General features: G+C 52.7%; 11 protein-coding genes and 1 pseudogene. 6 read left to right on the plus strand and 6 right to left on the minus strand.

Annotated features, from left to right (window positions below; genetic code table 11):
- Positions 1-27: 27 nt before the first annotated feature.
- Positions 28-468: pseudogene (locus MKX42_RS24110) on the plus strand (hypothetical protein); the annotation flags it as partial.
- 471 nt (positions 469-939) lie between these two features.
- Here the strand turns inward: MKX42_RS24110 and MKX42_RS24115 are convergent.
- Positions 940-1,668, minus strand: coding sequence for an HAD family hydrolase (locus MKX42_RS24115; RefSeq protein WP_340755186.1), 729 nt, complete (start codon positions 1,666-1,668; stop codon positions 940-942).
- A 172-nt stretch (positions 1,669-1,840) separates the two neighbouring features.
- Positions 1,841-2,098: an AbrB/MazE/SpoVT family DNA-binding domain-containing protein gene (locus MKX42_RS24120; RefSeq protein WP_036692891.1), complete on the minus strand. Its 258-nt coding sequence runs from the start codon at positions 2,096-2,098 to the stop codon at positions 1,841-1,843.
- A 388-nt stretch (positions 2,099-2,486) separates the two neighbouring features.
- Between MKX42_RS24120 and MKX42_RS24125 the strand changes: the two genes are divergently transcribed.
- The 3 genes from MKX42_RS24125 (at position 2,487) to MKX42_RS24135 (ending at position 4,011) form a co-directional block, all read left to right on the plus strand.
- Positions 2,487-2,906, plus strand: a complete 420-nt coding sequence (locus MKX42_RS24125) for a MarR family winged helix-turn-helix transcriptional regulator (protein ID WP_340755189.1) — start codon at positions 2,487-2,489, stop codon at positions 2,904-2,906.
- Positions 2,907-3,049: 143 nt separating this feature from the next.
- On the plus strand, positions 3,050-3,685 hold the full coding sequence (locus MKX42_RS24130) for a hypothetical protein (RefSeq protein WP_340755191.1): 636 nt from the start codon (positions 3,050-3,052) through the stop codon (positions 3,683-3,685).
- Positions 3,686-3,702: 17 nt separating this feature from the next.
- Positions 3,703-4,011, plus strand: a complete 309-nt coding sequence (locus MKX42_RS24135) for a hypothetical protein (RefSeq protein WP_340755192.1) — start codon at positions 3,703-3,705, stop codon at positions 4,009-4,011.
- A gap of 109 nt (positions 4,012-4,120) precedes the next feature.
- Here MKX42_RS24135 and MKX42_RS24140 read toward each other — a convergent pair whose 3' ends face one another.
- The 4 genes from MKX42_RS24140 to MKX42_RS24155 all read right to left on the minus strand — a co-directional run bounded on the left by MKX42_RS24140 (position 4,121) and on the right by MKX42_RS24155 (position 11,555).
- Positions 4,121-6,217 (minus strand): glycoside hydrolase family 36 protein, encoded by a 2,097-nt coding sequence (locus MKX42_RS24140; RefSeq protein ID WP_340755194.1) that lies wholly within the window; start codon positions 6,215-6,217, stop codon positions 4,121-4,123.
- A 388-nt stretch (positions 6,218-6,605) separates the two neighbouring features.
- On the minus strand, positions 6,606-7,931 hold the full coding sequence (locus tag MKX42_RS24145; protein ID WP_340755196.1) for an ABC transporter substrate-binding protein: 1,326 nt from the start codon (positions 7,929-7,931) through the stop codon (positions 6,606-6,608).
- A gap of 122 nt (positions 7,932-8,053) precedes the next feature.
- Complete coding sequence (locus tag MKX42_RS24150; RefSeq protein ID WP_340755198.1) at positions 8,054-9,700, minus strand: response regulator transcription factor; 1,647 nt, start codon at positions 9,698-9,700, stop codon at positions 8,054-8,056.
- A complete protein-coding gene (locus MKX42_RS24155; protein WP_340755200.1) occupies positions 9,693-11,555 on the minus strand; it encodes a cache domain-containing sensor histidine kinase in 1,863 nt (620 codons plus the stop codon). The genes MKX42_RS24150 and MKX42_RS24155 overlap by 8 nt, the downstream gene beginning before the upstream one ends.
- Before the next feature lie 207 nt (positions 11,556-11,762).
- Between MKX42_RS24155 and MKX42_RS24160 the strand changes: the two genes are divergently transcribed.
- Both MKX42_RS24160 and MKX42_RS24165 read left to right on the plus strand, forming a co-directional pair.
- Positions 11,763-12,653: a carbohydrate ABC transporter permease gene (locus MKX42_RS24160; RefSeq protein WP_340755201.1), complete on the plus strand. Its 891-nt coding sequence runs from the start codon at positions 11,763-11,765 to the stop codon at positions 12,651-12,653.
- Positions 12,653-13,489, plus strand: a complete 837-nt coding sequence (locus MKX42_RS24165) for a carbohydrate ABC transporter permease (protein ID WP_209993458.1) — start codon at positions 12,653-12,655, stop codon at positions 13,487-13,489. Before MKX42_RS24160 ends, MKX42_RS24165 begins: the two co-directional genes overlap by 1 nt.
- Positions 13,490-13,655 lie beyond the last annotated feature (166 nt).

The raw sequence follows: 13,655 nt of genomic DNA on the forward strand, positions 1-13,655 counted from the left end.
GTTAACATGAAAGAGGAGGAAATACATATGGAGTTTGAAAAAGCGCATCAACTGCTATTGGACCGGCATTTGTCTATCCGATCAGGGGAGCGAAGAGGCCGGTTGTCACGGGGGCACCAGTATGCTGAGAAGCTGATGCTGCGCAATGTCTGGTGGCCGCTATTCGGCAATCTGGATGACCTGCATCCTGAATATGAAATCTATGACTGGAACCGTAAATCACAGTTTCTGGATGTTGCCTTTCTCCCGTCCTACGGGAAATTCGGTCTGGAATGTGACGGTTATCAGAGCCATGTGAGGGATATGGACCGGGAGAAATTCAGTTACTCGCTTAACCGTGATACATTCTTGAGCGGAATGGGCTGGAGAATCATTCACTTTTCCTTCGATGATGTACAGAACCGCCCGGAAATCTGCCGGATGCTTCTGCAAATGGTCATTACCCCTGCCTTGCTCCGTAACCCGTCCGGGCAGTCCCTCTCACCGCTGGTATGTATGTTATTACGAGCCGGTTGAAGGATTATCCGATTGGTTTCTGTAATGGTTAGGGGTACGGGGAGCTCGCCCGCTGAGGAGCAAAGTAGGTTTGTTAAGTAGATTAGGTGAGGTGGGGTGCGGCAAGGTGCGGACACGGCAGGCATACAGATAGTGTTGTAGTAAATGCAACATGCAGCATGGATACTTAGGTGTGAAGGAGGATTGCTGCAGTAAATACAAGAATTCTTCTGCTGCATCGCTTGGATCGCGAAGAATGCTGTCTTTTGTACAACATTTCCCGATAATAGCCATCTGAGAATTAAGCATGTTGCATTATGTGCAGGAATTGACAGCTTAACATCGCTTTACAGGAAAAACCGCCCTCGCCCTTATAAAAGATCGGGCGAAGGCAGTCTCATGACCTGATTGCAACCGGCATAACTCCAAGTATCGTACGACGGATTACAGCTCAGCTGCAATGCTGTTATCATACAACGCAATCAATTCATCGAATGATGAGATAATGACATCCGAGCCCTTCAGCTCATCCTGCCGCCCGAAGCCGGCATAGGCGCAGCCGATAACGGTCTGTCCGTTGCCCTTGCCCGCCTGTACATCGGAGGAACGGTCCCCGACCATCCAGGCGCTGCCGATCTTGTGATTATCCAGCAGAAGGCCGAGCAGTTCGGTCTTGGTTGCCGTTCCCGAGCCGCCTGCGCTGTACAGCCCCTCGAACAGGTCCTTCAGCTCGTGCACGACTACGATGCTATGGATATAATCCTCCAGCCCGTTGCTGGCGACGAACAGCTTCACTCCACGCGCGTGCAGGGCACGCAGCGTCTCGACTACCTTAGGGTACAGAACCGTCCCTCCGGCCTCCAGCCCTTCAATCTCCAGCTGCAGTAGCAGCTCATCCGCCCGGCGGTGTACCGCCTCATCCGCTTCCGGCATTACGTTCTTCCAGATATCCGCAAGCAGCATGCCTAGACTGCCCAGAATGCGCTCCTCAGGTGGAGTCGGGCCGGAATGCAGGCCTTCTTCCCGCAGGATATCGAACATTTTATGATAGGCGGGCAATAACAGGCTCTCTGTCTGGAACAGCGTACCATCCATATCGAATACGATGGCTTCCGGCTGGTTTAAGTTCGGCAGCGGTCTGTTGCCCGCCTGTGTCTGTTCTTCGTTGCTCATGAGGTAAATCATCCCTTCCAATTGTTCTTCGGTCACACGCCCTAATGATATAGGAAGCCGCAGATGTTGTCTACGAACCCCTAATCACAGAAAGGGACCGCAGTGCAAACACATAGCGTGCTTACACTGCGGTCCCTTCTGTTCATACTGCATACTGCCTCAGAACCTTAACTTATACGTTGTCGAAGCTTGAGATCAGTTCATCGAGAACATCTTTACTGACCATTTTACCCTTGAAGTTAATCAGGTTCTCGGCACTTCCGGAGAAGATGCAAGTAGGTTCATATTTTCTGAGAATGATCTTTTCGCCGTCCACAAAAATTTCGAGCGGATCCTTTATGTCAATTCCCATTGTTCTGCGGAGCTCAATCGGAATCACAATACGTCCCAGTTCATCTACTTTTCTTACTATGCCAGTTGCTTTCATCATTATGCATCCTCCCTTGAAATAACACTTGGATCATCATTCGGTGTTAAAAGCTATCAAAGCTTCTAATAAGTAGAAATGATTACTCTATAATTGCATTGTAAAGTGCTATTTCTTTCCTGTCAATTTTATTTCTACATCTTTTGATATTTATCGACAAAAAATTCGACAAAGTTTAGAGTTTTTTCGACAAAACTATAACTGAAACCGTTTTATATCCATTTTATTCTTTTCATTCTATTTTTGCCCGGAATCCTGCAGGAGTATGGCTGAAGCAGTTCTGCTCTTAGCTTACGGCTGCTCCTTTGGAACTATGCTCTCCCCTCCTTACTTGACAAAAAAGATATATAATCTATATATTTTACTTAATATACGATATTGGAGTGTTTCCATGAGCAAAGAAGCTGAGAAAGAGCAAGCCGTCTATACCGTCATGGAGCATATGGCCAGCGTGCAGCAGAAATCACAGGCGTTCATAGACCGGATTACCAAAAAAGGATCACTCTCGCAGAACCAGATCATGCTGTTGTTCCTTCTGCACCTCACAGGCTCCCTTAATATTACGGATATCTCAGAGCGGCTTGTCATTACGCCGGGAGCCGCTTCGTTCATGTGCGATAAGCTGGAGGATCTGGGATACATCAAGAGAGTGCGCACGAAGGAAGACCGCAGAGTCGTGAATATTGTTCTCACCGGACCAGGCAAGCAGCACATCCTTTCTCTGTTCGACACCTTTGCATTGACTGACCTCGACAAAATCTCCTCCACCCTCCAAAGAATCGATGATCTGATGGGCGGAATGTTAGAGTAACACCAATAGCTATCCTTTAAGCACAGACTGCATTTCCCTTAGGGAAGTGCAGTTTTTTTGATAGAGAACAAATATTGATTATATATTTTATTTGATATATATTATAGTTACTAAAATATTATAAAACGGCGGTGAACGAACCTATGTCTGCACTGAACCCGACACCTGCGCCCAATAAACCTCTTAAAATCAACGGCTCCCGGATCTGCCGGGGGGATATGGACGCCTCCCATGTGGAGGTGCTGGGACACCTGCATGTCAGCGGGAGTTTGACCACAGCGCGCCTGAGGCTTAGAGGAGAATGCTCCATAGGGTTGTCTTGCAATACACAGGAGTTGAACAGCTTCGGCAGTCTGCGCGTTCCTGAACTCAGGGGCGTGAGCATCACGTCCAACGGATACTTATCTGTTACCGGTAAGGCTGCCGCAGAAGAATTCCAGGCTGAAGGCTGCGTACGTATAGACCGCTTATCCTGCATGGGCACCATCCGCATCAAGCTGGGTGCATTGTGCAAGATCAGACACATGACCTCTGAAGGTGATATTATCGTGTCCCCCTCCTCCAGACTGCTCCCTATGCCGCTGAGCCCTTTCCGCAAGCTGCGCTGTGAGATCATTGAAGGGGCTGACCTCACCCTGTACCGGACGCAGGCAGACCTTGTGTGCGGACAGAATGTTACACTCGGGCCGGGATGCTCTATCCGGGAGGTCCGTTACCGGGAGATACTGACAATTCATCCCCTTTCCCAGATAGGCAAGATTATTCACATGAATACATAAAGATGGAGGTACACGACATGAAATCTTCTTCCTCTGGTGCAATGCCCAACCTGCTGAACTATCTGGCAAAAGGATTCGTCATCCTCTTTGCCTTGCCCGTGCTGGGCGTCTGGGTGGCCGGGAGCTTCATCTGTGCCATCATTGCTCCGATAGCGGGCTTACTGCGGACCTTCGGAGTCAGTGCCATAGGGATGAATCTGACCCCTTCCTATTCGGTCCCCGTCTTTCTCAGCCTACCCTTCAGCCTAGTTCTAGCGTTCCTCCTTCTCTTGTCCTTTTATTACACACGCCGTTTGCTGCTGAAAAGCCTAAGCTTCATCAAGTAGCAGAAAAAGGGGTATTTCAGCAGCCATTCTCCGGTGCAGAAATACCCCTTTTTGCATGCAAATCACCCCGTATCAGCTTTCAGCCTCTTCTTGGCGGGCGAAGCAAGCCCTACGAACGAAGCTCGAAGAGCCTCGCAGTCTTGCCAGCGGGCAGCGTAACGGTCAAGCTGCCTTCTACAGCGTCCCAGCTCCACTGCGACCCGTGCGCCTCAGGATACGCACACCGGGCCTCCGCCTCGCGGCTCCTCAGCTCAGGAATGGGCAGCGTAACCGCAGCCGCTTCTCCGGCAATCCGCCATACAGCAATATAGCGGATGTCCCCATGACGGAGGCCGAAGCTGACCCATTCCCCTCCACTGTCAGGCAGACCGAGCGGCCAGAAGGCGAAGGCTTGCGGAATGTGGGCACGGATAGACTTGTAATAATCCAGCGCCTCCTTCACCAGCGCCCGGCGTCTTGGCGTTAGCTCGGCCAGATGGCCGCTCTGATGAACGCGAAGCAGCAGCGAGTTAACCATGTTGAAAATGACCTCTTCATCGTCACCTTCGCGCAGCGGATACGACCAGACCGCCGATTGCTCGGGAGTCAGTGCAGCCGGAGAGCCTGCGGCAATGGCAGCATACTTCACATAATCCTCCTGGTCGCTGGTGGACTGGATGCTGTGGCGGCTGAGCATGGCGTAATCCATCCGCATCCCGCCGCTGGAGCAGTTCTCAATGACGAGCTGCGGATAACGGGCGAAGATGCTGTCCAGCCAGGCCAGATAAGCGCGGTTATGCTGCAATAGACCGTCCCCGAAGCTGTCTGCCTCCGTCTCCGTACCAATGCCTGCATTGATGTTATAGTCCATCTTGATATACCCGATGCCGTATTCCTCCACCAGCCGGGCAATCACGCTGTCGGCATGCTTAATAACCGCAGGGTTACGGTAATCGAGCTGATAGCGGCTGCGGTCCTTGACCCGCTTGCCATGGCGCATGAAGAACCAGCTGTCGCCGGTCTCCGCAAGCTTCGGACTGTTGATGCCCATCACCTCCAGCTCCAGCCACAGACCCGGAATCATCCCCTTGCTGCGGATCACATCCAGCACGTACTTGATGCCTTCCGGGAAGCGCTCAGCCGAAGGCGCCCACTCCCCGACCCCGTCCCACCATTCACCGGGAGCATACCAGCCCGCGTCGATGCAGAAGTATTCACAGCCGACTTCGGCAGCAGCATCAATCAGCGGCAGCAGCTTCTCCGTTGTCGGGCTTCCCCACAGACAGTTCATGTAGTCGTTGAAAATCACCCGCAGCAGCTCATTATCCTCATTCGGTCTGCGGATCAGCCGCCGGTATGCGGTAAGCTGCTCTGCCGCCTCTCCGAATCCGCCCTCTACTATACCTGCGGCCACCGGCACAGAGGTGAACGCTTCGCCAGGGGCAAGCTTCAGCCACCAGTGATTGTCATGCTCCGTAGGTCCGCTGACCAGCAGTGTAAGCTGATCTCCCTGATCCGTCAGCTCCCAGTGCCAGGAGCCGTTATGTTCAATCTGCCAGAACAAGCTTGTCCCGCTCTCCTTGTTGCGCAGCACAGCCATTGGCAGCAGCTCCGCCGCTGACCAGGACCCGGTATTGCTGGCGGCAATCCGCTTCGAGCCACGGTCGGCGAGATGGGACATGCCCAGCTCTGGAAGACTGTAGCTTTTCCACTGCAGCTCACTCTGCCACCCGCTGTGAGCAATACTCACTTCAATCTTGTCATTACGGTCTCCGTTGCCCTCCTTGTCCACTCCTGTAAGTGCAAACGAAGACAGATACTCCACAGCCGCTTCCGCATCGCCTTCATTACGCAAGACTGTCCAGGCCCGCACAATCTGCACACCAGTATAGAACTGATAATGCTGTACTGCCTTCACACCCGTCAGCGGATCAGCCAGCGTAAGCTCCAGCTTCCGTCCCAGCGGATTCACCGTGTCCTTATGCCCGTCATACACCATGCGCAATCCCGGATAAGACGCACGGTGTGTCCGCCCGTGATATTCCGCCCGGTCTTCCCCCGACAGCTGCAGCTCCAGCAGCCGGAAGCTTGCCTTGTGCTTGTCTTCTATGCTCCCTGCTTCCAGCGGCGCTGCGCCAAAATGCAGCAGCCGCACATCCTGCTCCGCTGTAATTTCTATTGTAAGATAAAGCCCGTTCTCGGCTATGTCTATTAGCCTGCTGTCCATGTCTATTTGGCCTCCTTGCAAATATTCGTGACTCTTAATCTCTTAATCTCTTATCCCTTAATATCTCCGCTCTTCCTGCTTCTCCCGATATTGAGACCTTCTCTTCTATTCGTAACTCCTAATTTTCCTGCGGTGCTCGTGTAGGTGGCGAAGTAACGGAGGGAGGTTTGGAATTGGAGGAGCGACAGCGCCCGCCTTTGTCTCCGGATTTCAACCGCTACGAGCGGTATAATCAGGAAATCTGGAGACAACAGCGGCCGGAAATCCAAAGCTCACGCAGTTACGTCCAGCCACATACACCCCCCACCCTGAAATCTGCGTTACATAGAAAGAAGACCCCCTCAGTAATAAAGCTTACTTCGGAGGCCGCTAAGGTCAAACCAAAATTTTATTCCGCAGACCCGAATTGAATCCAAGCCTTCTGAATTTCATCAATCGCCTGATCCTTCGTCTTGCTGCCGCCGATATAAGCCTGCATAAGCTCCCCGAATTTCTGGTGGAACGTATCCAGGGAGTAGTTCACCGAGAGGTCGCCGGATTTCTCCGTCTTCAGGATTTCTTCCATTTCCTTAGGCATCTGCAGGTCAGGCATCGGGGCATCCTTGATTGGAGGAATGACCTTCGCTACGTTAGAGAACCAGCTCTTCCCGTAATCGGAAGTATAGAGCCAGTTGAAGAACTCAATCGTTTCCGCTGCTACCGCAGAATCCTTATTGATCCGCAGTGCCTGGTCGGCACCGGTGATAATTTGGGATTGTTCCGGTTTGTCACTGACAGGGTACCCGGCGATGCCGAGGTCAAAGTCAGGGGTGATTTTCTTAATCGCTTCTTCATCCCATGCGCCTTTACCGGTCATGAATGCTGTTTTGCCCAGGGCGAAATCACTGACCTCTGCATTGCTGTCACGTTCAAGCGGCTTGTCTGTTCCGTGCTTAACGGTTGTATCAATGAAGCTGAAGAAGTTATCGCTCAGCACCGGATGATCCTTGAAGGTCGTCTTCCCGGCGATGAAGTCTGCTACGAGCGTCTTTGCATCGGTTCCGGCATCGGTCGCGGCAGCGTCTACGAAGTGCTGGAAGATATGCTTCCATACCCACCACTCTTTATAGGCGTTGGCGAAGGGTGTGATGCCCTTGGCTTCAAGCTTGGTGATCGCATCATCCATTTCAGCAGTAGTCTTAGGCACTTCCGTGATGCCGGCATCCGCCAGCAGCTTCTTGTTGTACATCAGGACGAACAGGTTGCCCTTCACCGGCAGTCCGAGGACTTTGCCATCGGTAGAGCTCATGTTGGAGCGGACGGCATCCGTCATCGCTGCGGCCAGCGGCTCATTGGTCAAGTCAGCGCTGTATTCGGCAAAAGTATCGATATCCCCGCCCGCCGTGGTCTGGAACACATCCGGTGTGCTGCCGGCGGCAATTTTGGATTTCAGCACCGTATTGTAGTCTGCTTGCATGATTTCCAGATTGATCGTAACATTCGGCTTCACCTTCTTGTATTCCGCAATATAAGCATTGAAAGCATCTGTGTATTCGGGAGAGGCGGTGAACATATTAATGGTGACGGGCTTGGCGGAATCCGTTGGTGTATTGCCTGCTCCGGCTGTTCCACCTGTGTTGTTAGCGGTATTATTGGTGTTATTTCCACCGCAACCGGCCAGCAGTCCGCCCACCAGCAGCAGACTCGCAGATAATGCCATGAATCGTTTTAACATGATGTTGCCCCCTTTTTCCTTATGCATCTTGTGGTCTTGCTCATCATTCTAAATAAAAAGAAAAAGGATAAGAAGGTACATAAGTGAACTGATGAGGGTAAAAAAGTGTCCATGTAACCGTTTCACTTTTCTACCCCTGGCAGCCGCAGCCGGAATTCAGAAGGGGAGCAATCATAGTAATTGCGGAATGCCTTGCTGAAATAGTTCTTGTCCTTATACCCCAGCATTTCAGAGATATCCTGAATTTTGAGGGCAGGATCGGCCAGCAGTGCTGTGGCTTTGTTCATCCTTACCTTTTGCACATACTCGTGAATGCCGTAGCCGTATTGTCCCTTGAACAGCTTCATCAGATACTCTCTGCTCAGGAAATATTGTTCCGTGAACATCGATATCTTAATATCCTCGAAATAATGGTTATCAATATACGCCTTAATATTCTCCAGCACACTGCTGCGGTCTCCGGCTACCGTCCGGCTGATCTCACCCGCATAACGGTCGAAGATATCGTTAAGCACGCCGGCAAACTGCTCAAAGGAGGCGAAGTCGCTAAGGATGCCCAGGGATGACAGGCTGCTGTCCTTCCCGCTGCGGATCTGCGGCGGCATAGCATCCAGCTCTGCAGCAATCTCGCCCAGCAGCAAAAGAAAGCCCTGTAGCGTCCGGTCCGCCTCCCCGAGCGTGAAGCCTTCCGTCTCCTGGCATTTGCGGATGAACTCGCTGAGGATGCTGCGGGCATGGTTCACATTCCCGCCCTCCAGCGCGCTGCGGATCTGCGGCATCCTCCCGGTCAGGGAGGGATTATCCCGCGATACCGGATTCACTGCTCTGCCTTGTGCGATCAGGCTGCCCTTCAGACTGAGCAGGTCAATCGCATCTAGTGAGGCTTTGGCCTGCTCATAGGAGACGGCAATGCTGAGCGAATCGCGGCAAGGCTCCCCGATTCCGCCTGCACAGAGGATTCCGAACAGCTCCTTCAAGGTAGCGGCTGCTTTCTTCATATGGTGCAGCGACAGGAAGGCCGCATCTGCTTCATAACCGCCCTTCATGGTGAAGATGGCAATGAATTCGCGCTCCCCCTTGGTGCTGGCGAAGCTGAACGACTCGAACTGCCCGTCCGTGTTCTCGTTCATGACATTCGTTACGGCAAAATGCAGCAGATCCCGGTCCCCATGGAATCTTTCCTTACGTACCTGTTCCAGATTAAGCATCCGCAGCAGGCCGACAGCGAAGTGGCTGGCCGCCCCGTCCGCCCCGATCAGCGGGAGAAAGGCCTCATTGGACTGGGTCTTGAAGCTCCGGTCAATGATGGACAGATACATCTTCTCCTTCAGCTTCGGCAGCGACATATTGAGCGTAATATTGCGGTTAATGAACTCGCTCTCCCGTTTCCGCTTGGCCTCCAGCACCCCCACCGCCTTGCGCAGCGCATGGTTAAGATCTGTGCGGTTCACCGGCTTCAGCAGGTAATCCACCACCTTCGAGCGGATAGCCTGGCGCGTATACTCGAAATCATTATAGCCGCTGATCACAATCAGCAGCAGCTCCGGGAATTCCTGCTCGGCAATCTGCAGCAGCTCGGCTCCGCTCAGCTCCGGCATTTTCATATCAACCAGCACCAGATCGAACCGTTCGCGGCGCAGCAGCTCAAGGCCCGCCTTCCCGTCCATCGCCTCCCGCACCTCGCTGACACCGAGGCCCTCCCAATCCCCCAGAATGTGAATCGCTTCGCGCAGCGGCTCCTCATCATCAATAATCAGCACTCTATACATGTTGTCCTACTCCTCCCCGCGGCAGCCGCATATCCATTCGTGTTCCCTGCTCCGTGCTATGAATGACCAGACCCGACTCATCTCCATACAAAAGCTTCAGCCGGGTATTCAGATTCTTCAGCCCGATACTCTCCATACCGTCCTCTTCGGCCGTGTCCGCTGCGCGGTCCTCCCACTGCATCTGAAGGGAGCTCAGCACCTGCTCCAGCCGTTCTCCGCTGATGCCCGGCCCATCGTCCAGCACGGAGATCACACTGTGTGTGCCGGTGATATGCGCCTCAATGGTGATGGTAACCGTATTCGATACCTTTTCCAGCGCATGCTTGATGCAGTTCTCCACCAGTGTCTGGAGCGACAGCTTGGGGATTCTCAGCTCCATCAGGCTCTCATCCCAGGCGTACACCACTTGCATCCGGTTCCCGAACCGCGCCTTCTGCAGCGCCAGATAACGTTCGATATGCCGCAGCTCCTCCCTTGCCTGCACCACATCCTTGCCGCTAATGCAGTATCGCAGGGTCAGGGCCAGGTTGTCCACCATCTCGACAATATCATCGTTGTTGTTCTTGAGGGCCTTAGTTGAGATCGCCTGGAGTGCATTGTACAGGAAATGGGGATTAATCTCGGCCTCCAGCGCTTTTAAGACGGCGTTCTTTTCAACAATTTTCATTTTGTAGCGTTCATTGATCAGCTCATTCGTCTTCTCGACCATTTTGTTGAAATGGCGCGACAGGTAGGCGATCTCATCCTTGCCCGCAACCGTCGCCTGCGCATCAAAGCTCCCGGTGCTGAACCGCTGCATCTGGAGCGACAGATTCTTCAGCGGATGGGTGATCCGGTTCGAGGTGAAGCTGACCAGCACCACAGAGACGATCAGGAACAGCAGGCCAATCGCCACACTTAACGTTCGCGTCGTTGTCGCTGCCTCATAGATTTGGGTGTAGGGAATCGGCTTGACGAGCTTCCAGCCTTCCTTTTGGCTGATATCGTAGATTACGAGGTATTTCTGCCCCTTGCCGGGCCAGGTTACGCGCCCCTTCTGCTCCGGTGTCAGCAGCTTCGCCAGTCCCGCCTCCTTGCTCTCCCGGTAGAATTCCTTGTCATCCACCTTGAAGGGCTCCCCGTCCGGGCTGATATACATCAGATGCTCTCCGGTGCTGAACGGGATATCCCGCATAATCTCATCGGTCACGGATGAGTTCAAATATAGCGATAATACCGCCTGCGGCTCGCGTGACACGATGGAGCGGATCAGACGGTGATAGCCCATGAACACCTTGCCCCGGTTAACGGGGTAATCGGCGCTGTTCACGCTGGCCGGCTGCTCCTCCACGAACGACTGATAGGAACGGTTATACGGACTCTTAAGCGCCCGCTTATACCACGGCAGGTCATCAATAGGCGGATGCTCGGATACCCGGACGGTGATGTTATAGTTCTCCTTGGTGACATAATAATACTTCTGCTCCTTGATTACATAGAGGTAGACCGCCTCCAGATCATTGCGTGAAAAATACAAATTCCGCAGATAATCCTCCACGTACATCCGGGAGCTGTAGTCTTCCGATTCATGCAAAAGCGCATAATTGAACTCATCGTAGGAGATCTGCGGCAGAGACAATTGCTCAATCCCGCTCAGATAACTCTCCAGATTCCGTCCGACCAGGAGCAGGTTATTGCTGGTACTAGCAATGCTGTTATCGACCGATTCCCGCTGCAGCATGCTATAGGATATGTAGGTGAGTGAACTGACCACCAGGATGATGATAATCGTAAACAACAGAATCAGCTTGTTAGCCAGGCGGCGGGACACCCGCGCCAGTAAAGGCTCGATCAGCTTAACCCACACTTTTCTCATGATGCTCTCCGCTCTCCCCGCTGCCGGTTTTGGGAACTTTTCCGGCCTCCGCAGTCCGTTCACCTTTTTACCCTTAACTGTACTCTTAAATCCATTTTTGACGATACCGGTCTGCTCTATAATACACAATATAGACTAACCGGAATGGTTAAGTGTGGCAAGCCAGGCCTAATTCTCCCACCCTATAACTCAAGAAGAGGTGCATCCATGTTAAAAACACCCGGCAAAAGATGGCGCGAGAAATTCGAATTCGGAATCTTTACTCTCCCGGTTCTGATCTGTATCGCTGTAGCCTTCTATATTCCCTTCGCCATGACCATCCGCTATTCAATGACCAAGTGGAACGGGATTTCCAAGCACCCCAAGTTCGTCGGGCTGGATAATTTCAAACAGATCTTCTCCGGCGATACCAACTTCTCGGATGCCGCCTGGTTCACGATTAAATACGCGGTGCTCTATATTATCATAGTCAATGTGCTGGCGATTCTGCTGGCGGTGCTGCTGGACATGAAGCTGAGAAGCACCTCCTGGCTGAGAGCAGCCTTCTTCATCCCTTATATCCTCAGTCTGGTCATTGTCGGCTTCATCTGGAAGTTCATCTTCATGCAGGGCTTCAACTCGCTGGGCGAGAGCACCGGCTGGGCAATCTTCGATCTAAGCTGGCTAGGGACACCGGGACTCGCCTTCATCTCCATCCTGGGCGTATCCATCTGGCAGTCGATCGGGTTCTATCTGGTCATCTACATTGCCGGTCTGCAGTCTGTGCCTGAAGATCTCAAGGAAGCTGCTACAGTAGACGGTGCCGGACCGCTGAGAAAATTCTTCAGCATTACGCTGCCGCTGCTTGCCCCATCGATCACGATCTCTGTGTTCATGGCGCTCACCAATTCGATCAAGGTATTCGATGTCATCCTGTCACTGACCGGTGGGGGGCCCGGCGGAACTACGTATAGTATCGCTTATGATATCTACCGGGATACGTTCCAGAACAACCTGTACGGCTACGGTACAGCCAAAGCGCTCATTCTGTTCCTTGCCGTGCTTGCCGTAACGATCATCCAGCTGACCGTCTTCAAACGGAGAGAGGTAGAGGCCTAATGACAACCAACCACAACAAGGCAGGCAAGATCATCCTGGAGGTTATTCTGGTCCTCTTGTCTCTGCTGTTCCTGTACCCGCTATTCCTGACGATTATCAACTCGCTCAAAAGCTTCGGCGAGGTCATGACTGATGTCATCGCCCTGCCGCAGAAGCTGACCTTCAGCAACTACGCCTATGTCTGGGAGTTCATCAACTATCCGCGGCTGTTCCTGAACAACTTCATCATTACAGGTGTCGGCCTGCTCGGTATCGTATTCATCTCCTCCATCGCCGCCTATAAGCTGGCCCGGACCAAAACCAGATGGAGCGGTGTCCTGTATTTCCTGTGCATTATGCCGATGCTGATTCCGTTCCAGTCGATCATGCTGACGGTCCTCCAGACCGCCAAGAACCTCAATCTGTCGGAGAGCACGTGGGGACTGGGTCTCCTGTATTGGGGCTTCGGCGCTCCGCTGGCGGTGTTCATCTATCACGGCTTCGTGAAGGGTATCCCGACAGAGATTGACGAGAGTGCGACGATTGACGGCGCTTCCGGCTTCCGCCTGTTCTTCAGCGTGATCTTCCCGCTGCTGAAATCGGTCACCACGACCATTGTCATCATCGATGTCATGTGGATCTGGAATGACTTCCTGCTCCCGCTGCTGATGGTCAATGGTTCGCCGGAGACGAAGACGTTAACGCTGGCCGCTTACACCTTCGTGGGCCAGTATACCTCAGACTGGCAGTATGCCATGACCGCTATGGTAATGGCGGTGCTGCCATCGATCGTAGTATTCATCTTCCTGCAGAAATACATTGTGAAGGGCGTTGTCGCAGGGGCGGTTAAGGGCTGAGGCTGAGCCGTATGATGTATCTGTCCCTGTAAGTGGCTTGTAAACCGCAAAAAAGGAGCATATGCTGTAGCCTCTGGCTGCAGCGTATGCTCCTTTTTTGTCCGATTTTCTTACATTATTAATCACTATATGTAACAGAGAGCGAGCCTCCATTCACGGAGACTCG

It is taken from the genome of Paenibacillus sp. FSL R7-0204 (genome assembly GCF_038002225.1).
Lineage (GTDB): Bacteria > Bacillota > Bacilli > Paenibacillales > Paenibacillaceae > Paenibacillus_AQ.

Coding starts and splice junctions, on each gene's coding strand:
- MKX42_RS24115 (WP_340755186.1), bottom strand. CDS start 1,668: ATGAGCAACGAAGAACAGACACAGGCGGGCAACAGACCGCTGCCGAAC.
- MKX42_RS24120 (WP_036692891.1), bottom strand. CDS start 2,098: ATGATGAAAGCAACTGGCATAGTAAGAAAAGTAGATGAACTGGGACGT.
- MKX42_RS24125 (WP_340755189.1), top strand. CDS start 2,487: ATGAGCAAAGAAGCTGAGAAAGAGCAAGCCGTCTATACCGTCATGGAG.
- MKX42_RS24130 (WP_340755191.1), top strand. CDS start 3,050: ATGTCTGCACTGAACCCGACACCTGCGCCCAATAAACCTCTTAAAATC.
- MKX42_RS24135 (WP_340755192.1), top strand. CDS start 3,703: ATGAAATCTTCTTCCTCTGGTGCAATGCCCAACCTGCTGAACTATCTG.
- MKX42_RS24140 (WP_340755194.1), bottom strand. CDS start 6,217: ATGGACAGCAGGCTAATAGACATAGCCGAGAACGGGCTTTATCTTACA.
- MKX42_RS24145 (WP_340755196.1), bottom strand. CDS start 7,931: ATGTTAAAACGATTCATGGCATTATCTGCGAGTCTGCTGCTGGTGGGC.
- MKX42_RS24150 (WP_340755198.1), bottom strand. CDS start 9,700: ATGTATAGAGTGCTGATTATTGATGATGAGGAGCCGCTGCGCGAAGCG.
- MKX42_RS24155 (WP_340755200.1), bottom strand. CDS start 11,555: ATGAGAAAAGTGTGGGTTAAGCTGATCGAGCCTTTACTGGCGCGGGTG.
- MKX42_RS24160 (WP_340755201.1), top strand. CDS start 11,763: ATGTTAAAAACACCCGGCAAAAGATGGCGCGAGAAATTCGAATTCGGA.
- MKX42_RS24165 (WP_209993458.1), top strand. CDS start 12,653: ATGACAACCAACCACAACAAGGCAGGCAAGATCATCCTGGAGGTTATT.